We start from the raw sequence: 22,812 nt of genomic DNA on the forward strand, positions 1-22,812 counted from the left end.
TAGTCGACAGTCCGCCAGATGCACACGGTGAGTTCCTGCTGCACCCGTCGACCACCCGTGCCTTGCAGCAATCAGCGGCGGCACATGCCAGCGAAATGGTCTTCGGCATCAAACTGCCGCGCAGATGACGTCGCGGGTCGATGCTGTGTTTGTAAGGCGCGGGGTCACACGCTTAGTGGCGGGACCTGAGGCGACGATCGCGGCGGAAAGACCGAGGACGGCCACCAGGGATCCAAACATAGTGGCAACGCCTGAGATGTTTTCAGTGATAGTCATGACCGGGCACCTTCCATCGAGTGGTGCCCTGAAACTACCCGTCTGAAGGTGGCACGGGCGGAGGATCGCCGAGGGAATTGCTCACGATTAGGACACGGCGCGACAGGCCGGTGAGGTGCCCTTATCCTCAGACGAGGTTCCGGCGATTTGTAGCCAGCGGCTTGGACCGGCGTGGGGACAACGCACGAGGATCAGCGCGGCAGTGACCAACCGGCCGATCATCCGCCCCAAGACCTTACCGGTACCCGTCCACAATAGCCGCGGCAATTTCCTTGTACGCCCGCCGGGTCTCCGGCTTCAGGACGTCCAGGGTCACCAGGTCCCCGTCGGCCACTCCCCTGTCGTGCGGCACGGCGATCAGCTGCCGGCACATGCCTGCGAGGTGGTCCTCGATCGCATCCTTGTCCACGCGACTGGACACCTCGTCCTTGTCCGTGATCACCACGATCGCGTTGCGGGCCAGGTCCTCGTAGCCGTGGCTGGCAAGCCACTGCAGCGTGCTGCGTGCGCGCTTGGCCCCGCTCACCGCGTAGCCGGCGGCGATGATCAGGTTGTCTGCCGACTGCAGGATTCCGCTCATCGCATTGTGCGTCACGCCGGTGCCGCAGTCCGTCAGGGCCACCGAGTAGTAGGCGGAGATGACCTTGCGGATCCGCAGGTACTCCTCGGCGGTCAGGGAGTCGGACACCTCGGGGTCCTGCTCGCCGGCGATGAGGTGCAGCCGGCCGGAATGGTGCATGTAGCGGGACAGGCCTGTAAGGGAGTCGATGGAGTCGATGTTCTTAAGCAGGTCCGTGATGGTCCGTGGGGTGGCCTGCTGATAGATGCCCTCGCCCAGGGCGCGTTCCACGAGGTCACCGGAGTCCGGGTTGGCATCGATGGCGCAGGGCGGGTCGCCCCGGAACTCGGCGAGGGTGAGGCCAACGCCCACCGTGGTGGAGGTCTTGCCGATGCCGCCCTTGAGGCTCAGCACGGCGGTGTTGAAGCTGCCCTGCAGCTGGCGCGAGATGCGCTTGGCCAGCTCGTCCTCCTCGCGCTCCTGCGCGCTGGGGCCCAGATTCCAGGCGCCGCCGGTCGCGCGGTACAGGAAGCCGCGGAAGCCGCCTTTGGGCCGGGGCTTCTGTTCGCGGACGAACGACGTCGGCAGCGCCGTGAGGTCCGGCGCCGGCGCTTCAGGTTCGCGTGCAGGTTCCGGAGCGTACGACGGCGGTGCTCCCGCCGGCCTGCGGGCCGGAGCCGGCGGAGCGGGAGACTCGTCGGACACGGCGTCCGCCGCGGCTGCGGCCTCCGCCCAGGAAGAGCTGCGGACAGGGATTACTGGCGTGGAGGTGGTGTCGGATGTCACGGCGGGAAGCGTTCCTGTCCAGTCGTCGGAGGCATCGCCGTCACGGCGGCGGGAACGGCGGCGGCGGAGCTCGGGCTGCTCCGTCTCGCTGCCGGCGTCGGCCAATTGGTTATCCGCTGGTTTGGGCATGTTCGGTCCCCCAGGACTCGCAGCAATGTCCCGCTGCTCTTGTCGATTGGTCTGGTTCAAAGAGCAAGTCTAGGCGCTGGCAGCCCATCACGGATTTCAGCCCCGCATCAGGGCCGCCGCCACCACGGCGACGGTGGCCACCAGGAGGATGCCCAGGACCAAGTAGCTCCACCATTTGGAGCGGTTGCGGTGCGGGTTGATGTCGACGTACGGCATGCCTACTTCGCCCGTCCCGAAGCCGAGGCGGCAGCGGGCGCCTCTGTGCGGCGCTTGAGCCGGAGCATCCAGTAGAGCCCGGCAAACGGAATCAGCAGGCTGCCGAGCAGGCCGGATAAGGCGAGGACAAAGTCGGTTAGAGCCACGGAAGAACCTCCGGAACGCGGTAACACTCCCGACGCGCGCTTAGGCAGTCTTGCCCTGGCCGCGGCAACAGTAACTGGTAGTGGGATCCCCCATGAATGGATCGTTCGTAAGACTACTTAGCGTCCGGGTGAAGGTCCAATCCGACACGGCGTTCCACAGTATCCGTCATCTCGACGGCTGGATCCCCTCGGAAGCGGGCCTACCGCTGTAGCGCCATCACCGTCACAATGGCCGTGGCAACTGCCAGCGACACCAGCCCCGCGTGGGCCAGGATCCGCAGCTGACGGCGGCGGAGTTCGCGCCGGGATTCCTTGGTGACTTCACTACCTGTAGTTTTCCCCATGGCGGCGATGGTACACGCGCAGCGTTACAGGAAAATCAAGTCAAACGGTTTGTGACACCCGCTGGACGCCGTCAGCGCCACCCGTTCCCAACTGCCGGTCCGCCGTCGTGCCTGTTCGTCGGAATACTATGGCGGCCCATAATGCGGCGGAGGCCTCGCCGATCGCGGCCGTGGCCGAACCGCTGCGGCAGGGAAGGCAGCGGTTCCACGGGAAGGCCCGCCACCGCCACGGGTGACTGCGTCTGCTCGCACGGCATGTCCTGTAGGTCGAGCCAGGAGCGCTCCGGGTAGGGATCGTCGGCGACGATATGCTGCTCGAGAAAGCGTCGGATGGCTGCGCTGATACCCGTCTTCATAACCCAAAAATAGGGCGGGCAGCCAAACGTCCCAAGAGTAGTCACTACCTGTTTCTTCAGGCGGCAAGTTAGCCCGACTACTTGGATCTAGTGCTGGGGACGCGTCTCCTGCAGACGCTTGATGAACCAACGCGACTGTTCCGGGCCGTAGGGAAGGACCGGGATTGCTTTGGTGGCGTCGCTGGGGGTGTCACGGATGGACTGCCGCGCCTGCCGCACCGCCGTGGTCATGGTGTCCGCCATGGTCTTCACGAACCGGTCACTGCAGGGCTCGCCGTGCCCGGGCACCAGGAACTCGTAGCGGTGGCGGAGAGCTGACAGGTGCCGGAGCGCGTCGGCCCATTCCTCCGGGTAGGAGTCCTCGAAGGACGGGTGCGATCCCTGCTCCACCAAATCGCCCGCGTACAGGGTGGTCGAGGTGCCGACCAGGAGGTCGCCGTCGGTGTGCCCTCGGCCCAGGTGGAACAGGGTGATGGTCTGCGCACCCAGGTCCACGAGGACTGGCTGGTCCCTGACGATCGCGTTGGGCACCACGAGTTCCACCTTGTCGCCTTCGCCGGCTGCCATTTCTGGCTCCAGATCAGCCACGGCGGCACGCTGCGCGTCGCCGTTTTCGTTGATCTCCTCCGCACAGTTTTCATGCGCCCAGAACTCGGTGGCACCAGCTTCCGCGAACACCGCATTGCCAAAGAAGTGGTCGTAGTGCGCATGAGTGTTCGCAACCACCAGAGGGAGAGGAGTTATTTCGCGCACGGCATTCAGGATTTCCAGACCCTGCCGAGGGCCGCACCCGGTATCGACCACCATGGCCCGCTCGGTTCCTACGATCAGGCCCGTGTTGAGCTTCGAACCTTCGGTAACCAGCACATAGTTGTCCGCGCCGACTTCGAGCCATCGTGACATTTTTTCTCCATAACCCCGGGGAGCAGTTGCGTAGTTCAGGCCTCGATTCTACCCATCAAGCTGGGGTTTATCAGGGAGCGGTTTACCGCTCGCGAGCTCCCGTGATGCATGCGGCCGGCCCTATCGTGGGCAGCCTTGGTCTGGCCATACCTTCTCAACGCGGAGCGCGATTGTCCGCATTTTCTGTGCGGTCTCAACGGTGAACAGTCAGAGAGCAAGGACGCAGCGCGGCATCCCGGACGTGACTGAACCTTCCACTGACACGGAGCCGAAAGGGAGCAGTACGCGACTTTTGTTGTGCTCGACGGCGTTAGAACGGGCGCACCGCAAAAGGAAGTCCGGGCCGGCAACTGCGCCTGGGACTCCAGCGACCACCGCACACAGCCCTACCGGCCAGCCAGACTTTCACAACCACTAGGCGCTACCACTGCGACCTCGGAGGACGACCACCCTCAGCGAATGTAACCTTCGCACTGGCGGTAGCTAGGGCAAGTTCTTGGGAAGTTCAGAATCGATTTTCTCCGCCAAGAGCTCGTATCCGGCGTCATTCGGATGTACACCGTCAGGACCGATCAGATCGAGTCGACCGGTGAAGGGCTGGCCAATATCGACGTATTGGCCACCAACCCGTGTTACCGCTGCCCTGACCTGCTCCGCGATCTTGGACAGTCGTTCTGGCGGATTGTCGTCATCCCAAAGGGGGCTCAGAGCAATGATCTTGCTGTTGGGCAGGGATTTGCGGAGAGACGTAAACGTCTGAGCGATTCCAGCCGTCACTTCAGCTTCCGTGCTGCTGAGGTCGCTTCGGCCACCCGAAACTATGACTAGGCTCGTTTCAGCATTAGACACCCGCGAAGCGAATGCCGACACCCGGTCAGCATAGGACTTCCCACCGTCTACTTGCCCCGCTGTGCCGTATCCCGTACCTCCGTAGCCACCATTGATTTCTCCCCAGTCCCGTTTTGACGAAAGCAATGCAGTCCACCGCCTGTTTCCGACTGAGGAACCGATGCCGGCGGCATAAGAGTCCCCAAGGAAACCTGCTAGCGTCTGCAACTCCCGCGTAGGCGCGGGAGTTGGTGTGAACGATGCAACCCTTCCAGACACGGGGGCAGGAGTAGGAGTTCTTATTAGGGCCATTGCGGTCACAATCAACGCGATTACGGCCAATGCCGCCAACAACGCATACTTCCAGCGGCCCAAGAATTCCCCCAAACAAAAAATCCAGTACTGTTCGACCGAATTCTACGTCAGCGTAGCAGTGACCACTGCTACCTACCCCTTGTGAGGCGCAGAGGGCCGTAGGCGACAGTACGGACAGCACGAGGCAGAGCTTCAGGAAATTCAATTGGCAATGAGGGTCGTGGTCCCGCTGTCCGTAATCCGAGCGTACCCGGGCGGCAGCGGCAAGTTTCTTTGGCCAGCACCCAACCCGTTATCGGTGCCTATTTCTTCACAAGTCGGAGAGCAAGGAACCCGGGTTCTCGATGGCATCCGCAACGTATCGCAAGAAGCCTCCCGCCGTCCTTCCATCGCAGATACGGTGGTCGAACGTCAGAGTGAGCTCGGTGACCTTGCGGACCGCGAGTTCGCCGTTCACCACCCAAGGCTTGTCGATGATCCGGCCGACGCCGAGGATCGCCACCTCCGGGTAATTGATGATCGCCGCCGAACCGTCGACACCGAACACCCCGTAGTTGTTCAGCGTAAACGTTCCGCTGCCCAGCTCTGCAGGCGTTGCCTTGCCGTCACGGGCGACCGCGGTCAGCCGACGGATCTCCGCATCCAGTTCGCGGGCGCTGAGTTTGTCCGCGTTGCGGACAGACGGGACAACTAGGCCGCGGTCTGTCTGTGCGGCGAACCCAAGATTGACGCCGTCAAACGCGACGATCTCCTGCTGCTCCCCGCCAGCGGTGTCCTCGGTGGCGACGATCCGAGTGTTTAGCGCCGGGTACTTTTTTAACCCGGCCGTGACAAAACGGGCAATAAAGGCCAAGAGGCCTGGTGTGTTGTGGGGGTCGGTCTTCTTGAGGTTGGCGCGCATCTCAACCAAGGCCGTGGCGTCCACGTCCACCCACACCGTTGCTTCCGGAATTTCGGCCCGGCTTCGCGCCATGTTGGTGGCGACAGCCTTCCGGATGCCGCGTACTGGGGTCCGGCTTGAGATGCCAAGGCCGGTGCGAGGGTCGATGTGATGATCGCGGGTTCCGACAGGCTCAACCAGCGAACGCGGCCGGGTTTCGACGGGCTCAACCGCAGAACTTGGCTTGGTTTCGACAGGCTCAACCAGCGGGCCGGGCTCGACCGCCGGTTTTATAGCGGCTTCCACGTCGCGGCGCATGATCAGCCCGCTGTCTCCAGTACCCTGCATCCGCCCAAGATCGACGCCGTGCTCCTTGGCCATGCGGCGCACCAGCGGTGAGATGACCGCGCCTAGCTTGCCCGGGATGCGCGTGCGCTGGAGTAGGAGGTCATCGGCGGAGGTAGTTAGTTTGGTGTCGGAGCCTTTGGTTGCAGCTCCCCGGGTTTCGACAGGCTCAACCAGCGAGGCCGTGCGCCGGGGACGGGTTCGGCGGACGGTTGCCGCTCCACCCGGGGTTCCGTAGCCGATGAGGACGTTGCCGGAGCCGGCTTTTTCCTCTTCACGATAGGTTTCGGCGGCCTTGCTGTCGACGGGCTCCGTTTCGACGCCTTGCGTCTCGACAGGCTCAACCACCGGAGTCTTGGTTGCGACAGGCTCAACTACCGATCCTGCCGGGGTCACTGAAATCAGGGGCTTGCCTACGTCCAGGGTCTGGCCGGGCTCGCCGTGCAGCTGCGCCACCGTGCCGGCGTACGGCGACGGGACTTCCACCATGGACTTGGCCGTCTCCACTTCGGCGATGGGCTGGTCCACGCGGATTTCATCGCCCACGGCGACGAGCCAGTTGACGAGTTCGGCTTCGGTTAGGCCTTCACCAAGATCGGGCAGCAGGAACACTTTCGTTTCACTCATCTGATCAGTCTTCCCACTGGAGATCGTCTACGGCGTCGAGGATGCGGTCCACGCCGGGCAGGTAGTAGTGCTCAAGTTTCGGCGCCGGGTACGGGACGTCGAAGCCCGTGACACGGCGGATCGGCGCGGCCAGGTAGTGGAAGCAACGCTCCTGCACACGGGCCACGATCTCGGACGATACGGAGGCAAACCCGTGCGCCTCGGCGATCACCACGGCGCGGCCGGTCTTGCGGACTGAGGCGCAGACCGTCTCGTCGTCGAACGGTACGATCGAGCGCACGTCGATGACTTCCAGGGAGCGCCCCTCCTCCGCGGCAGCGGCAGCTGCGGCGAGTGCGGTGGGGACGGTCGGCCCGTACGCGATGAGGGTGGCGTCGGTGCCGGGGCGGGCGACGGCGGCGCGGCCTTCGGTGGACGTGCCGGCTTCGGCGTTCGCGGCGTGCTGGTCGCGGAGGGCCTCAACGTCCACCATGTCCTTGGACCAGTAGAGCTTCTTGGGCTCCATGAACATCACTGGGTCATCGGAGTCGATGGCTTCGCGGAGCATGAGGTAGGCGTCGGCAACGGTGGCCGGGGCGAAGACCTTCAGGCCCGCGGTGTGGGCGTAGTAGGACTCAGAGGAGTCGCAGTGGTGCTCTACTCCCCCGATGCCGCCGGCGTACGGAACCCGGATGACCATGGGCAGCTTCAGGGCCCCCTTGGTGCGGTTGTGCATTTTGGCCACGTGGCTGACGATCTGCTGGAAGGCCGGGTAGGCGAAGGCGTCGAACTGCATTTCGACGACCGGGCGCATGCCGTTCATGGCCATGCCGACGGCCATGCCCACGATGCCGGATTCGGCGAGCGGGGTGTCGAAGCAGCGCTGCTCGCCGAAGGTCTTAGTGAGTCCGTCGGTGATGCGGAAGACGCCGCCCAGCATGCCGACGTCCTCGCCGAAGACCAGGACGGATTTGTCGGAGTGCATGGCGTCGGCCATGGCGGTGTTCAGGGCTTTGGCCATGGTGACGGGCTGCGGTCCTGTCGCTTCCGCGGTGGCCGCGGCCGAGGCGGCTGCCCGGGCGGTGGCGGAGCTGACGTTGCCGTTGGCTGCGGAGGTGACGGTGCTCATTTTGCGGACTCCGGGTTGGTTGAAGCGCTGGCGCTGGCCTCGCGGGCGAGTTCGTCGGCCAGCAGGGCGGACTGTTCCTTGAGCTGCGGGGTCGGCGTCGAGAAGACGTACTTGAAGAGGTCCTGCGGGTCCACCGGAACGTCCTCGCTGAGGCCGTTGCGCAGCTGCGTGGCAACTGCTTCCGCCTTTTCCGCGATCCGGGCCTCGCCGTCGTCGTTCAGCAGCCCCTTGTCCGCGAGGTACGTTTTCATCCGCGTCAGCGGATCCCGGGCCACCCACTGGGCCACCTCGCTGTCCTGGCGGTAGCGGGTGGCGTCGTCCGCGTTGGTATGGGCCTGCATGCGGTAGGTGTGAGCTTCCACCAGGAGCGGGCCGGAGCCTTCGCGGGCGAGCTTGACGGCGCGGTCCAGCACGGCGAGAAGCGCGACGACGTCGTTGCCGTCCACACGTTCGCCGGCCATGCCGTAGCCCACGGCCTTGTGGGCGAGCGACGGCGCCACGGACTGGTGGGCCAGCGGGACGGAGATGGCGTACTGGTTGTTCTGTACGAAGAAGACGACGGGCAGGTGGAAGACGGCGGCGAAGTTCAGGGCCTCGTGGAAGTCGCCTTCGCTGGTGGCGCCGTCGCCGCACATTGCCAGGACCACGGTGTCCTCGCCTCGCAGCTTGGCGGCGTGGGCGACGCCGACTCCGTGGAGCAGCTGGGTGGTGAGCGGGGTGCACTGGATGCCGACCTTGTACTTGGCCGAATCATAGCCGCTGTGCCAGTCGCCGCGGAAGAGGGTCATGGTCTGCACGGGGTCCACGCCGCGGGTCATGACGGCGACAGAGTCCCGGTAGGTGGGGAAGAGCCAATCGCCCTCCGACAGGCAGAGTGCTGCCGCAACCTGGCAGGCCTCCTGGCCGTGGCTGGAGGGGTAGACGGCCATGCGGCCCTGCCGGACCAGGGCGGAGTTCTGGTCATTGACGCGGCGGCCGACGACGAGCTGCTCGTAGGCTGCGAGCAGTTCCTCGTCGCCGGGCAGCGGGTACTCGTGTCCGGGTTCGGCGCCCTGTTCGGAGTGGGGCTTCAGGTTGCCGTGCTGGTCCACCATCTGGATCTGGTGGCGGGCCGGAAGCATGTAGTCTTCCGCCGTGATGCCGAACTTGCGCACCGCCTCGGCGACGGGGCCTTCGTTTCGGGGTTCCTCGCTGTGGTCGGGCGACTGCCGGCCCTGCCCCGTCTGGCCGGGCGCAGTGTGGTCCGCGGAGATCGTCATTGGTCCGTCCTTCTGTAGCCACTATTCGTTTTCAGTATGGTCCCGGATGATGTTTCGTATCCAGTCCCGCCGCGAATCGTGGAGAAGTACGGCCGGTTCACCTATTCTGGAAGACGAATCGTAAGTGTGAGCTGCATTACCGACAGGGGTTGTAGACGATATGGCTGGAGCCGAACCCGAGCAGGCTGCCGTGCCGCTGGACGACGTGGACCGCAACATCATCGCGGAGCTGACGCGGGACGGCAGGATGTCCGTGACGCAGGTGGCCGAGAACGTCCACATCTCACGGGCGCACGCGTACACGCGCATTGCCAGGCTGACCGGCGAGGGCGTGCTGACCAAGTTCACGGCGTTGGTGGATCCGATTAAGGCGGGGCTGAAATCATCCGCCTATGTGACGCTCAAGGTGAGGCAGCATTCCTGGCGCGAGCTGCGGGAGCTGCTGCGGGCCATCCCCGAGGTGCACCACATTGCGCTTGTGGGCGGCGACTTCGACGTGATCCTGCTGGTGCGGGCAGTGGATAACGTGGACCTGCGCCGGGTGATCTTTGATCAGCTACAGTCCATGCCGGGCGTGCTGGATACGCAGACTTTTCTGGTGTTTGAGGATGTGGATACGCGGTAGTACAGGTAGGGTCAACACCCGCCCGGCACGGTCGATCGCGAATGCGACGCGTTTGGAGACCCGAATGAACATCGGACGTCTACCTGCACGCGTGGGCCATCCGGAAGGAGGCCAAACCCCTTAAAGAAATCCACAAGCACCACCAACGATCATGGCGGAGAAAGACTCTCAGCACATGCGCCGGGTACAATCAATCAGACCGCACGAATAATGCCGTTCTGGGGGCGTGCCAAATGGCGGCCCCCTGCACTCAATACAGGGGGACCCCGGTTTTGGATCTTCGCGATAACTTGCGCATCCTGCGGCGCAATTGGATCTTGATCGCTGCAATGGCGTTGGCCGGGATCTTGGCGGGTGGCTTGGCATCTGTTCTCACCAAGCCCACGTACGCAGCAGAGACGCAACTCTTTGTGGCTATCCAGAGCTCAGGTTCGGTCCAGGAGTTGCAGCAGGGCAACACGTTTACGCAGGCGCGCGTGCAGTCTTACGTCAAGACGGTGGACTCGCCGGTGGTGCTACAGCCGGCAATCGATACCTTGGGGCTCGAGCTCACCGCCGCTGAACTAGCCGGCAAGGTTACGGCCAGCACCGAGGCAAACACCGTACTGATAAATATCTCTGTGGTAGATAATTCACCGGTCCAGGCGGCAGCCATCGCTCAAGCTGTCGCCAGTAGTTTGGTCAATGCCATTGACAAGCTGGAGAGGCCCAAAGCTGGGGGGACTTCACCGGTCGCCCTTTCAATCATAAAACCGGCTACGGCTCCTGTTTCTCCTTCGTCACCGAATACCCGCTTAAACCTAATTTTGGGCCTGATAGTCGGACTGGCGTTGGGCTTTGCCTCATCGGTACTGCGGACAACACTGGACAACAGAATCCGAGGTGAAAATGAGGTGCGACTCGTGACGGACGCGCCCCTACTGGGAGGGATTGCCTTCGATCAGGATGCCACTAGGAAGCCGCTTCTGACCCAGACTGGGCCTCAAAGTCCACGGGCGGAGTCCTTTCGGCAGTTGCGGACCAACCTGCAATTCGCAAATGTTTCAGGACGCGCCAAATCCGTACTGGTTACATCATCACTCCCAAGCGAAGGCAAGAGCACCACAGCCACGAATCTGGCCATTGCTCTGGCTCAGGCTGGCCAGACCGTTTGCCTGATAGACGCTGACCTGCGCCGCCCAATGGTGAGTGAATATTTGGGTTTGGATCGTAGCGCTGGACTCACGACGGCCCTCGTTGGATCTGCCGACGTGAATGATCTGCTTCAGCCTTGGGGTGAGGACAACCTCTTCGTCCTGACATCGGGTCAAATACCCCCGAATCCGAGCGAACTGCTCGGTTCCGACGAAATGAAGCACCTTGTGTCGCGCCTAGAACAGGCTTTCGACACCATAATTATTGACGCCCCGCCTCTCCTGCCAGTTACAGATGCAGCGGTGCTCTCGCAACACGTTGGCGGCGTGTTGCTCGTCGTGGGTGTTCAAAGGCTCAAGCGGCACGATCTGGAAAAATCGGTCAACGCCCTAAATCTTGTCGGCGCTGAACTACTCGGCGTCGTACTGAATCGTTTGCCAGTCAAGGGCCCCGACGCCTACGAATACTCGTATTACAGCAACGACGCTGACACGGATTCGGGTGCCGCCCCTCATTCAGCTCGTTCCCGAACCGGCAAGAAGACCAGCAATGACGTCCGACCAACGACCCATGACACATCACCTGGTGATTTGGCGGCGGCCGGGAGACCGGCTGGAAGGTTTCCCCGAGACGACCACTAGGCTGTTGGTCGCCCGCTGTTCCTGAAGATACCGGCTGATGCAATTGATACCCGCGTGCGGAACAACAACGCGTGACGGCGCCACCGGTCCTTATCTGAACGACCAGGCGTGACGAACCTTCAAAGCTAATAGAGGAGTACTTGTGTATCATCGGTTTTTGGCGCCTGCGTCAGTTATTGATCGCTTTAGTCAGCACGCGTACCGCAAGGTATCTGCGTCGCTACTTAGACGGTCAGGCATTGCTATCAATGGTTTGCCCCTATGGATCAGTCCAACGACCTTCTGGGACATATCCAGTCCAGGCTCTATCGAACTTGGTGATCGCTGCGTCATTAGCCATCACGTCAAAATACTGACGCATGACTTCAGCCTCGATCGCGTTTCAGAACGCATGAGTGGGGATCAGGCTACTGAGATCAAGCGCATTGCGCCTGTAAAAATCGGGAATGCTGCCTTCGTGGGTCTAGGCGTCACGATTCTCCCGGGCGTCACGATCGGGGACGGCGCAATCATCGGTAGTGGGGCGGTGGTCACGCGTTCCGTCCCGGATGACGAAGTCTGGGCAGGAAATCCCGCCCGACGCATTTCTTCGACCGAGGAGTACTGGACGAAGAGTAACCATCTGTACACGCGCCAAGCCAGGCGACCCTAACGTCGTTGGACCGCATGAAGCGGCGGATTGCGCCCGAGCCGGCTAGCCGGCCAGGCAATACTGGGAAGCGTCCAACCGTATCCAGGCACGTTTTAGGCAAGGCAACGAGAACGGCTAACCGATGAAGATACTAGTAAGCGCCCCATCGAGCCATCCTGCCGTCCGGTGGGTGTCGCACGGATTGGTTGGCAGAGGACACAGCGTGGATTTCATCACGTCGTTCGCAGTTCCCGCCGACCAAAATCTCGAGCAGCCTTTCATAGTCTCCCCAATCCGCCGGGAGCTTGAGCGGCGACGGCTTCCCGGTGCTTTAGTCCGTTCCAACGTCCACAACGCCGGAGTCGCCCACGATATATGTCGTGTAGTACTGGAACGCACCGATCGCCTTGGCCTCAACCTCGCTGTCCACAACAAGATGATCCTCCGGGTTCAAAAAGAAGCAATCCGCAGAATCAAACGATCGAGGCCAGATTTTGTAATCGCGACCGGGTCAATGAACCCGATTCTCTCCGAGTATTGTTTCGCAAATAACATACCTCTGTTGGTGTATTTACCCCAACCAGCCATGGGGCTAGTGCGGAAACTGGATCCAAAGCAGGTGGATACGATGTTGCCCGAGGAGCGCATTAAGGCTTCTGAGTTGTTTGGTGCAACACATTTTCTTGCATCGAGTACATTCGTCGCCGAGTCACTCCGAGACGCAGGCCTTCAGCAACCCATCATCAGACGATCACTGGGGTTTCCAGCAATCAAAAGTGGCGAACGGACACGAAAATGGGCTGGAGAGGAGAAATCGGGAGCATTTCGTATAGTTTATGTTGGACGGGCAAGTGAGCAAAAGGGTCTTCCCTACTTGCTGGATGGAATTCAGCAGCTGATTGATGAGGGGAGAAAGGTCAAACTCTTGGCCGTATCCCGCGATGTTGAAAAGCTATCTCAAATGGTCCGCGAAAGAGACCTCACCGAAAATGTTCGCGTCGTGCCTCCAATGCCCCGCGGTGAGCTATTTGAAGAGTTTCGCGACCAGGACCTCTTCGTTTTGCCCAGCATATTTGAAGGCTACGGGCTAGTCATTGTGGAAGCATTGGCCAACGGACTCCCCGTACTCGCAACACCGCTCACTGCTGCCACCGACCTAGGCGTTCATGACAAGTGCGGTTTTGTCATACCCTCGAAATCCTCCAAGGCGATTGCAACGTCTGTACGTCGCCTCATAGATTCCCCTGAATTACACAGAGAATTTTCCGAAAAAGCCATCGTCAGTACAGCACAATTGGACTGGGAGTCATATGCGAAGGCGGCTGCCGCAGACGTCGAATCAGCCATGTCGGAGTACCTTTCGCGCAAAGAGGACCACTAATGAAGATCTTGGCTTCCGGCGAGCATCCAAGAGTTTCCTTATCGGTCCCCTACCCCGAGGGTGCGATTCTTCAGCAGTCCCGATACCTATCCAATAGATCCCTACTTGATGTGGTGCTTACACCATCACGTGGTGGCAATCGTATTGTTGCCAAGGCCACTGCACGGATCCCCGGACTAAGAAACTTGTCAGGTCGGCTAAACCGAGGCTTACCCGAGTTGCCACAACTCGAAGAGGTCATGCCCTCCCTGGAACTCCGCCGGCTCCTGTACAAATTTTCGAGGAATGGCGTAAAGCTTGGAGCATTTCTCAATAGCTGGAAAGCCGAATTCGACCACGTCGTCAGTCGTAGGATACCCACCGAAACATCAATTGTTGTCGGCATGCCTGGCGCCAGCTTAGAAACCTTCACTAGCAATCCACACTTAGTCAGAGTATTCCACGAAGTGGACTCGCATCCTGCTGTACATAATGAATTGCTCTTGCAGGCGTATCCCAAGAGATTAATAGAAGAATACCTCCATCCTATGGATCATATTTCCCGCATTACCGCAGAGATCGAAGCCGCTGATTACGTCTTGACTCCTTCGGCTTTCGTTTCAAGTCAGATGCAAACTTACGGAAAGTCCGATCGTCAAATTGTACAAGTCCCCTACGGTGTGGACCTCACTCATTTTAGACCGGGCAACCACCCGCGTGAATCACGGAAAATTGAGCTTATTTATGCCGGCCAGATTCGCTACGGCAAGGGACTGCCGTTTCTATTTACCGCAATGCGCCGACTGCCGGATATTCGCTTGAGCCTAGTTGGCCCCACCGTGCATCCAGCTGTGCTGGAGGACTTGCCTGACAACTGCAGGTACTTAGGCGTAATGTCTACCGATCGCCTCGTTTCATACATGAATGAATCGGACGCCTTCGTATATCCGAGTCTGGAAGACAACTTTGTACTAGCAGTACCGGAAGCACTGGCTTGTGGCTTGCCTGTAATCGTCACTGACCATGTTGGAGCTGCCGAATTCTTATCACCCGAGGAAGGCCTCATCGTTCCCGCAGCCGACGCCAGTTCTCTGGTCAGTGCCATCAGCTCCTTGTCCAAGTTGACTGTAGAAGGCAGGAGAGCGCGGGCGGAATCCTTCCGTGATCGGGCTACCTCTGCACGCAATCGCCTTGGGTGTTCTTGGGAGGCCTATAGCGCCGAAGTTTGGTCACAGCTTGGTGCCTTGATAGTTCCGGCAGGCCGCTAGACGCGGCTCGTTTACTGGCGTCGAGTATCTAACGGGCTCATACACTCCGACTTGGTAATCATCGGGGATTCATGGCCCGTCCAGGCACGGAATCGATGCTCTTGACGCCGAGCAGTGTTTCCGTGGGAACTAGCAGTTCTCCCAACACTAGTGTCAGCGCCAGGAACCGGTGATCTGGTCCGCTGGCCGCGCTGCATCCAGCGCAGCACCGGGCCTGGAAGTCGCGCGAAGCTACGTGGTGGTACTGACGGACAGACCAAGCGGAGTGCGATGTCCAGACGTAGAGCGGAGACACCACCGGCACCCTACGCTCGCACAATGAGGGAAACTGCGAATCGGACGGGAAGGACGACGCGCCCGTCGTTTCCGACCAGAACCGCACATCCAGAAATCCGCTGTTGGACCGGTGGCCCCTCCGCTAAACGTTGGTTTTACCGTGACAGAAATATCTGTGGTTCGCCTCAAGTTCCGACAAATCCACGGCCCCATGTGATCCGTCGTCGATGGACATGGAGCGGCACTTCCGCCCAGCAGCGTGGGCACTTTTTCGGCTCATCCAAGTTCTGGTGGGTATCGAGATTCCGTTAAGGTTAGCGACGGCCTCAGGGCGGTTCGAGCGGTCGGTTGAGCCTGCTAATGCAACGTCGGCCGGGCCGCCGGACCCGAACAGTGCGGGAATTGATCTGGAAGTCGGGAGTGCACTGCGCTGGATGGGCGCCAACGCCAGCGCGATGACGCTCGCTGACAGAGCTACTTACCGCGAAATGCCGGGGCCTCGCCTCCGCGGGCGCGCGACCGGCACCGACCTTTCCGCCACCGGGCCGGCCCAGACGAGGTTCGGTGGGGCCGACGGTGACAGCAGGGATCATCCGACAACATGCCACGAGGAGACCGGCCTTACCGCGTCGCCGCACCTCATCGACCGCGATTCCTTGCATCAGCAATCCGACTCGCTGATGGTCCGAGAGGCGGCGCACGGGGACGTGATCGCAGCGGCCCTGCCGGCGATTGCCAATGGTCGGGGTCGACCCAGCCGCTGCTGGTCCCGCTGATCGATGCCTTCGAGCACAGGCGGTAGCTGTTCTCGTCGAACCGCATGTGGCACGCCGGGTCACCCCCAGCCGTGTGACTGCTGCGTTCAACACCGGCCACCTGCTCGACCTGTCCTGCCTGCACTCCCGCGACGTCAGGTTCGTCATCTTCTGCCACGATCCGTACAAGGAGAGTTCGCGCTGCTGCGACCATACGGGCTCGGTATGCCCATTGAACTGCGTGTCCGAGGAGTCGTGCGACCCGCCTGCTCGCCGGGGGCCACTTACTGATTAGGCCTGCGACGGCGAGCCCTCGTTCGAGGACCTATTGGACCACCGGCAGCCGGTGCGAGGGCATGGGAACAGCTGGGGATGCCCCAGCCTTGCGCCGGCAAAAAACTCCAATTCCGCGAGCTACTCCATGAAGATCTACTTGTGCGACTTCCCAGCCGCCAAAATCTGTCAGTGGCCCCCCCGCAGCTGGCCGCTTCGACGACCTCGGCTCCCCTGTCGTCGCAACGACACTCATCACTGCTAGTAGACCGCTCGTGCCATGCGGCTAGCACCGAAGGGACGCTGGCAGCTGGCCCTCCACGGCGGACCCAGCTGATCATGGCTGTCTCGTCAGGGTTCCCCGCATCAGGTCGTCAACTTTCGCTGCATCTCCAGTGGATGCGAGCGGCGCGCCGGCGTGAGCTTGGTTTCGGGGTGAGATGCGGCGAGGCATCCAAGATCCGCAACGACCAGGCCGCCGACCGAAAGGCTGTCAAAGGCCCCGACGTTGTTCGGAACCTAGGCGGGCATCGCTGCGCGCTGCCATAGGCGGGCTCAGCGTTTGCGTGGAGTCGGAACTGGCGCCAATGGGCGACCGGGTATTTGGGGTGGTCCCGCACAGTGAGGGCCGCCGAGAAGTCGCCCTGGCCGACGCGCAGCGCTTTTACTGGCCTTCCCTTCGGCCTCTGCGATTCGAAGTATGCCGCACAGCACCGGCAATGTGGGTTACTACAGCGACGTCGAGGCACAACGACTACAACCAAGCGTTACATATTTTGGCCTAGCTAGTGCCGTCGCTTCGAGCGACGGCACTGGCCCGAAGGTGACCTGCTTCCATTGCGGTCAGATGAAAGCGAACCGGCGGGCTCCATGAGGAAGGGACACCGCGCAGACGGCGAGAAACTGATTCATGGAGCTACAAGCTAGGTCCTTTGACGGCTTCACACGCCCTTCAAGAGACGCTTGCATCGGACGACTGTTCTGCAATCTCAGACCGAGACATCAGCCATCGAAATTGCGCGCCAACGACGGCGTACCGAACTGCGACGACAATGCCTTGCTCTTCAACATAGCCAATCCAGCTACAACAACGGCTAGGTACCAGACGATTCTCGATGCGTTGCGCACAGGGTACTGAAACACCGCAGAAGCGAAGAGCAGCAGGGAAATGACGGCAACCAAGGTGAGAGTCTGCCTCAGCGCACCATCGAATGAAGAAATGATATTGTCCAATCCGGATACCAAGGCACCAACGGAAAACATAAACATAACAACATAAATAATGCCATATGCGTAGAGCTCACCGAAGGTATTGAATGGCGTCGCAGGCCCCCAGCTGAGTTCTCCCAGAATCGAGCTCCAGTCCGTCAGCCCTCCTGGCAATGGATTAATTGACGTCCAAAAATATTGTTGGTCCAGTTGGCCGGACATAACGATATCGCCGGTCAGGGGAACCCCAAACAAAACGTTACCAACCAACTGCCCGAACCGAACTTCGAAAAGTCTGTCGGACTTTTCAGTTAGGACATCGAGGTAAGGCAGTAGCCCGGCACCAACTGCTTCCAGCCTGAAAACTAATGAAGCATTGAGGAGAACTACAACGCTGAACAAACTACCAACAACAGATATTGCGGCCCCAAGCTTTCCTGGTTTTCGAAACTCGATGAACAGCCAGAGAAGAATGAGCGGCAATACAGCAACGGCCCTTGATCCGGTGGAGATCATCACAACGAAGTATCCCCCGAGCAACAACCCCGCAGTCGTTCGCAAGTGCCGCGGGGACCGCCTGACAATTAGGACAATTGAGGCCAAGACTGCTCCGACTGGTCCGAAGATCGAGCTTGCGCTGACAATAAGCTGCGGCCCGGCCATCTCCAAGTAGTGGCGCCTCTCTAACAGACCGGCCGGGCCGTAACCAACTATGTACAGAATTAGCGGAATCACCGACAAAGCAAGCAACTTACCTGCATGCAAGCTGACCAGCACTTCGAGCCGATTGGATTCATCCTCAATTTGCCTGCGTGCGGGGGGGCGCAGGAAAAACAATCCACCGAAGAAGATACTCACAATCGAAAGAAATATGACAGCAAAAGCGGCATCGTAGGCCAGCCTCGAAAACGGAATGCGCATCGAAACAAGGGCTTCATTCTCAATAAGCGGGTAAAGGCTGTATCCCAGCGCCAAGCAGCCACTCAATGCCAATACGACGATCCCGGCCAAGGGATACTTCCGGTGACCTTTAGCCCCGAGACACCAAAACATACCCGTGGCGGCTGGGACCAAAAATGCCGGAAGAAGAGCATCTTGATGTAGAAACGTGACGATGGCCGCTGCAAACACTAAAGTGGCCATGCCAATAGTCTTTCCCACTTCAGTCTTCCTTCAGAGTTGAACGGCTATAGGGGCTGTCAAGGAAGCCCTGGACAGGCCGCGTAATCCGGCAGTTTTGCTTATGATCGAATAGGCGAACACTCGGGACCCCTTGCCAGTGTAGTCTCTCAGTGCCAGTTAACACGCTTCAGAAGGCGGGCCGCGCACTGGAACTCGGCCACCTAGGCGTCTCACGTAAGGACAGTTGCTTGAAACTTGAAAGTCTGCTTCTGAAAATCGACAATTACCTGCTTCGGGTTTTGCCTGGTCGGCTCGTCAGGGATGTGAGACAGACGGTGCTTAGGCGGCTGGGCGCGAGTATTGCAGAGTCCGTCTACATCGGCCAAGGCGTGAGAATCATGGGGCCCGCCGGCTTGGTCCTTGAAGCAGGTGTGGTCGTAGCTAGAGACTCGGTACTCGACGCACGTGGAGGACTAACTTTGGAGTCCTCCGCTCTTATCGGTTTCGAATCAATCCTTCTCACACACACGCATCGGTCCCCGAATGTTGGCATACCGATCCAAGATCAAGGAATGTATGAGAAACCGATAGTAATTGGATCACGCGCGTGGCTTGGAACCCGAGTCATCGTCCTGCCCGGTGCCGTCCTTGGTAATGATGTGATCGTTGGCTCTGGCTCCGTTGTGACGAAGAGTCTGCCCCCCGAAGGAATTTATGCTGGTTCCCCAGCCCGGCTCATCCGTCAACGCATATCTCTCGACTCTCCCGTCGCAGAACGATAACCGAGTGCACTTCTGATGCCCTCTGTCATCAGCAATGGAATGGCTTGCGTAGCTGTAAAGAGTGCTGCACCCGCACTGGTCGCCAAGTCAATAGAAGTTGCACCGACAAACCCCCAAAGCACGGTCAGCGGAAATAGCGACCAAGATCCTGCGAGCCAGAGCCTTGAATGATTGAGTGAACCCCAAGCAATGGCGAGGTTAATCCCAACACTCCCAACAGAAATCACAATCAATTCCTGATCTAGCCCTGAATAATTGGGGCCCAGGAGCCCAAGTATGAGGCTAGAAGCCGGGACCATGCATAGCACAACGACCGAGGAACAAAGTAAATAGACCGTCAAAATTTTGGTCATTGCAGCGGCCACACTCTGCCTAGAAGTCGCCAGTAGCGCGATTCGAGGAGAGAGCATTTCAAGCACCACGGCGTTCAGGACCGCGAAGACCATCGAGAAGCGTGACAGGGCGGCAACTTGCGATACAACGACGGTAGAGCCAAGAACGCTCAGCACAAACACGACTGACTGACCGCGCAGGACATTTACCAGGTTCATTGGTAACACCTGGGTGAAAGCCTTGCGCAAAGCAACCCGCGCGTCAGGGTGATCCGCGTTACCCCACGCAGAGGTGATTCGTCCCCTACGGGTAAGAAGCCACGCTTCTAGCCAGTATGTAACAGCAGTGGTGAAAAGAAGATATGGGAGAATTTGCTGTGGAATGACGATAGCAGCAATCACCAGCACAAGCCGCACAACTGCTGAACCAACGAGAACGTTTTGGGCTTCGTTCGCTCGCAATTGAAGCCGAAAGTACACCTGCCAGATACCGCGCTGGTATACAGACTCCAATGTCACAATCATCAGTGCTGCTGCCAAGAGCATCTCCCATAGAGATGCACCGTTGGTGTTGAACAGGAATAGCAGGCATGCCAGAGCAAAAAACGAGAGCCACAGACCGACTCGGCGTCGGAATCTTAGCCCACTTCTGAACCAGGCTCCCAACTCATCGGGGCTGTCTTTCACCTTTGCCCCATGCGCCAGCAAGGTGCTGCCGACGCCGGCGTCCGACAGGCTTGTCATAGCAAATATGAGACCTATGTAAATGCTATAAAGCGCATACTCTTGGATGCTTAGGACCCGCACAATGATGATCCCGGTTGCGAACCCTAGTACCTGAAGCAGTACATTGCCGCTAACAAAAGATAGTCCCTTGCGCAACCATGCCCTACTCACAGAAAGATCCTGCCCGCGCAACAGTGATCTATTGTCAGCAAATCTCACGCATCACGGTTTCATAGGCATCGACCATGGCTCTTCTATTCCTAGTCTTCAAATACGCTTCGACGTCGGTGAGGTAGTCCAGCGGCCTGTTCGGTGTTGAAGTGATCGTTTTCATCGCCTCTGCAAAGTTTTTGATCACTTCCTCATTGGGCTCAACGAGCAGTCCGTAACCATGGTGAGCATCCGTGAGCCCGCTCACGTTTGTGGCGATGACTGGCAGCCCACATCCCATTCCTTCCAAGGCTACTATCCCAAAAACTTCATCCCACATGGACGGCACACACAAAACTCGTGAGTTGTTCAAGACCTCAGAGACGCCTTGTGGATCGAGGGCGCCAAGAAACCTGACCTTTGTGTAGATATTTAGGTCAGTGGCAAGTTTCATAAGCTTAGCCTCCTCCGGACCCGTGCCGACTACATTCAAAACGTAATCGGGGCGATCCTGGCTTACCAATGCGAACGCCTCCAAAAGCTGCCGCACGCCTTTATCCTCGATCAGGCGGGCGACAACGACAAATGCATATTCACGATCGCACCATTCACGTTTCTGCGAGAAAGTCGCTTCATCGTAGCCATTTGTCACGTATTGTCCATCACCGCCGAATCGATCGGTGATCTCAAGATTTGGAGTGATGATCCTTGTGCATCTCCTAAGCAATAGAATCTTCAGTCGCTCGCGCCATGTAATTCGCCCATCAGGCGTCTCAAGCCAAATGTGCAATGCAACTACCGTGGGCTTACGCAGCAGCAATGGAAGAATGAGCGTTTTGCTTGAGATGTTGTTCTGCAGCACAACATCAGCCTGAAGAAGAAGACGAAAATATAGCCACCAGTGCCTGAGCGAGTTCAGTCTCATAATCCGGGCAGTCGTCCCGTAGGCTTCGCGGCTTCGCTCACCTGTAACTATGACCAGTTCATGGCCTCGTGCTGTCAGCCCGGCATCAAGTATGGCCGCAACTGTAGAAAGTCCACCACGGCTTGGCGGCAACCGCTCAGAAGTCATGACAATTCTCATGCGTCTATCCAATTCAGGTCATTCCGATCTACGTCGTAGGTGCAACAGGACGGCCTGTGGGACGCCGTGCTTGGCCAGCTGGAAAGCGGTTCAGGAGTCGTAGGCGGTCTCAAGCTGCGCCGCTACTGCTCCAATATTGAGTTCCTGTTCAACAGCCCGATAGCCTTGGCGGACCAGCGAGCTCCGGTAGCCCTCATCGCTTAGCAGCTTCGCTACTTCGTTCGCGAGTTCCTGAGGAGATCCATTGGTCACTGCCGCTGCCCCAAGTTTCACCAACATTGGCGCTAACCCTGAATCTGCCGTTGTCACTACAGGCGTGCCGGCAGCGAGTGCCTCCAATACGGTCATAGGAAACACCTCGCCTACGCTGGGCAGAACGAAGACCGCGCTACTCGCTAGCCACTGCAGTGAGTCTCCAGGCCCTACTGGACCTTCGTATGTGAGGTTTCGAGACAGCCCAAACTCTCGGATATAAGCACGCAGCGATGCAAGGTCACCCTCGTCGGGACCCACCACGTGTGCTGTGAACTCGGCCCCCGCCTCTACTAGAATTCGGCACATTTCAGCGAACGCCATTACGCGTTTTCTTGGGTGAAGCCTCGCCAAAAACAAAATTCTATTCGTCTGGCGCTCGATCGGTTGCCGCGGCGCCAGGGTAATGCCATTCGGAATGAGTTCGACTTTCGCATCACCTTGACAGATGTGGTTGATACCTTTGGCCTCAGCGCCTGTGAGGACAAGGACGCGACGGGCGGACTTGAGGACGCGACGGGTTATAGCGGTGTCGATTAATCGGACGCGAAGGGATCGCCTTGGCATTATCATTCCATGAGTTTGAACGACGTATGGAATACGCTTGAGCATCAATATCCATGCGCTTATGAGGCTTATGGGGTCCCGCCCCATGTGAATGTGAAAGGCGTCGCTCGGCCTAGATTTACGCAGTAGCAGCATCCAAAGTTTCGGCGATACAAGCCCGATGAAACCAGGGCCAATCCGCTGAACTGCAAGTAAAGTCACATGCGCATTTGGGATGTCCACTTCTTGAAAACCGTCCCAGCCAGCCATCAGTTCGGTCTCATGCCCGCGGCGAGCCAACTCAGCGATCTGACCCATAGCTACAGCTACTGGTCCGCCATAGGCGCCGTCTATAGAAACGTACGAGACGACGTGGGTGATCTTGGAAGCTTTGGATTCAGCGTTGTTCATTTGAATCGAGGCCCTACTACGGTGCCCGGGTTCCCAGAAATAATCGAATTGGGCGGAAACGATCCCCGGACAACAGTCAGCGGCGTCAACAATGACGACTGTCCAAGTGTCGTTCCACCTTGGACAAGGCACCTTGTTGTAATCCAGGTTCCATCCCC

20 protein-coding genes are annotated in these 22,812 nt (G+C 59.4%); 6 read left to right on the forward strand and 14 right to left on the reverse strand.

What is annotated here, in order from left to right; all coding sequences use genetic code 11:
• Positions 1-108: 108 nt before the first annotated feature.
• From CXQ90_RS22320 to pdhA, 10 genes are all read right to left on the reverse strand, one after another.
• On the reverse strand, positions 109-276 hold the full coding sequence (locus CXQ90_RS22320) for a hypothetical protein (RefSeq protein ID WP_181038467.1): 168 nt from the start codon (positions 274-276) through the stop codon (positions 109-111).
• A 235-nt stretch (positions 277-511) separates the two neighbouring features.
• On the reverse strand, positions 512-1,750 hold the full coding sequence (locus tag CXQ90_RS07480; RefSeq protein WP_181038468.1) for a MinD/ParA family protein: 1,239 nt from the start codon (positions 1,748-1,750) through the stop codon (positions 512-514).
• A gap of 218 nt (positions 1,751-1,968) precedes the next feature.
• A complete protein-coding gene (locus tag CXQ90_RS22325) occupies positions 1,969-2,112 on the reverse strand; it encodes a hypothetical protein (protein ID WP_181038469.1) in 144 nt (47 codons plus the stop codon).
• Between the two features lie 200 nt (positions 2,113-2,312).
• Positions 2,313-2,456 carry a hypothetical protein gene (locus CXQ90_RS22330; RefSeq protein ID WP_181038470.1) on the reverse strand — a complete coding sequence of 48 codons (144 nt, stop codon included), beginning with the start codon at positions 2,454-2,456 and terminating at the stop codon, positions 2,313-2,315.
• Between the two features lie 71 nt (positions 2,457-2,527).
• A complete protein-coding gene (locus CXQ90_RS07485; protein ID WP_146068854.1) occupies positions 2,528-2,812 on the reverse strand; it encodes a hypothetical protein in 285 nt (94 codons plus the stop codon).
• 87 nt (positions 2,813-2,899) lie between these two features.
• Complete coding sequence (locus CXQ90_RS07490) at positions 2,900-3,715, reverse strand: MBL fold metallo-hydrolase (RefSeq protein WP_104138129.1); 816 nt, start codon at positions 3,713-3,715, stop codon at positions 2,900-2,902.
• A gap of 483 nt (positions 3,716-4,198) precedes the next feature.
• Complete coding sequence (locus CXQ90_RS07495; RefSeq protein WP_258064419.1) at positions 4,199-4,855, reverse strand: SGNH/GDSL hydrolase family protein; 657 nt, start codon at positions 4,853-4,855, stop codon at positions 4,199-4,201.
• Positions 4,856-5,168: 313 nt separating this feature from the next.
• Positions 5,169-6,710, reverse strand: coding sequence for a dihydrolipoamide acetyltransferase family protein (locus CXQ90_RS07500; protein ID WP_104138132.1), 1,542 nt, complete (start codon positions 6,708-6,710; stop codon positions 5,169-5,171).
• A 4-nt stretch (positions 6,711-6,714) separates the two neighbouring features.
• Entirely contained in the window at positions 6,715-7,818 is a 1,104-nt protein-coding gene (locus CXQ90_RS07505; RefSeq protein WP_104138133.1) for an alpha-ketoacid dehydrogenase subunit beta, read from the reverse strand.
• Positions 7,815-9,077: a pyruvate dehydrogenase (acetyl-transferring) E1 component subunit alpha gene (gene pdhA / locus CXQ90_RS07510; protein WP_104138135.1), complete on the reverse strand. Its 1,263-nt coding sequence runs from the start codon at positions 9,075-9,077 to the stop codon at positions 7,815-7,817. The genes CXQ90_RS07505 and pdhA overlap by 4 nt, the downstream gene beginning before the upstream one ends.
• Positions 9,078-9,237: 160 nt before the next feature.
• Here pdhA and CXQ90_RS07515 point away from each other — a divergent pair, with 160 nt between their 5' ends.
• The 5 genes from CXQ90_RS07515 (at position 9,238) to CXQ90_RS07535 (ending at position 14,736) form a co-directional block, all read left to right on the forward strand.
• The gene (locus CXQ90_RS07515; protein WP_078026289.1) at positions 9,238-9,702 is read left to right on the forward strand and encodes an Lrp/AsnC family transcriptional regulator; all 465 of its coding nucleotides are present in this window, start codon (positions 9,238-9,240) and stop codon (positions 9,700-9,702) included.
• 272 nt (positions 9,703-9,974) lie between these two features.
• Entirely contained in the window at positions 9,975-11,477 is a 1,503-nt protein-coding gene (locus tag CXQ90_RS07520; RefSeq protein ID WP_104138336.1) for a polysaccharide biosynthesis tyrosine autokinase, read from the forward strand.
• 391 nt (positions 11,478-11,868) lie between these two features.
• Positions 11,869-12,129: a DapH/DapD/GlmU-related protein gene (locus CXQ90_RS22335; RefSeq protein ID WP_181038488.1), complete on the forward strand. Its 261-nt coding sequence runs from the start codon at positions 11,869-11,871 to the stop codon at positions 12,127-12,129.
• Positions 12,130-12,331: 202 nt separating this feature from the next.
• Positions 12,332-13,489 carry a glycosyltransferase family 4 protein gene (locus CXQ90_RS07530; RefSeq protein WP_181038472.1) on the forward strand — a complete coding sequence of 386 codons (1,158 nt, stop codon included), beginning with the start codon at positions 12,332-12,334 and terminating at the stop codon, positions 13,487-13,489.
• The gene (locus tag CXQ90_RS07535; RefSeq protein WP_104138140.1) at positions 13,489-14,736 is read left to right on the forward strand and encodes a glycosyltransferase family 4 protein; all 1,248 of its coding nucleotides are present in this window, start codon (positions 13,489-13,491) and stop codon (positions 14,734-14,736) included. The genes CXQ90_RS07530 and CXQ90_RS07535 overlap by 1 nt, the downstream gene beginning before the upstream one ends.
• Positions 14,737-17,042: 2,306 nt before the next feature.
• Here the strand turns inward: CXQ90_RS07535 and CXQ90_RS07545 are convergent.
• The gene (locus CXQ90_RS07545) at positions 17,043-18,410 is read right to left on the reverse strand and encodes a hypothetical protein (protein ID WP_104138143.1); all 1,368 of its coding nucleotides are present in this window, start codon (positions 18,408-18,410) and stop codon (positions 17,043-17,045) included.
• Between the two features lie 533 nt (positions 18,411-18,943).
• On the opposite strand from CXQ90_RS07545, the gene CXQ90_RS23200 reads away from it, so the two are divergent.
• The gene (locus tag CXQ90_RS23200) at positions 18,944-19,153 is read left to right on the forward strand and encodes a DapH/DapD/GlmU-related protein (RefSeq protein WP_368783891.1); all 210 of its coding nucleotides are present in this window, start codon (positions 18,944-18,946) and stop codon (positions 19,151-19,153) included.
• On the opposite strand, the gene CXQ90_RS22070 is transcribed toward CXQ90_RS23200, so the two are convergent.
• The 3 genes from CXQ90_RS22070 to CXQ90_RS07560 all read right to left on the reverse strand — a co-directional run bounded on the left by CXQ90_RS22070 (position 19,114) and on the right by CXQ90_RS07560 (position 22,654).
• Entirely contained in the window at positions 19,114-20,382 is a 1,269-nt protein-coding gene (locus CXQ90_RS22070; protein ID WP_146068856.1) for a lipopolysaccharide biosynthesis protein, read from the reverse strand. The two genes, CXQ90_RS23200 and CXQ90_RS22070, sit on opposite strands and share 40 nt — an antisense overlap.
• 34 nt (positions 20,383-20,416) lie before the next feature.
• Complete coding sequence (locus tag CXQ90_RS07555; RefSeq protein ID WP_104138146.1) at positions 20,417-21,445, reverse strand: glycosyltransferase family 4 protein; 1,029 nt, start codon at positions 21,443-21,445, stop codon at positions 20,417-20,419.
• A gap of 90 nt (positions 21,446-21,535) precedes the next feature.
• Positions 21,536-22,654, reverse strand: coding sequence for a glycosyltransferase (locus tag CXQ90_RS07560; RefSeq protein ID WP_104138147.1), 1,119 nt, complete (start codon positions 22,652-22,654; stop codon positions 21,536-21,538).
• Positions 22,655-22,812: the final 158 nt, after the last annotated feature.

The organism is Arthrobacter sp. ZGTC131, assembly GCF_002929275.1.
Taxonomy (GTDB): domain Bacteria; phylum Actinomycetota; class Actinomycetes; order Actinomycetales; family Micrococcaceae; genus Arthrobacter.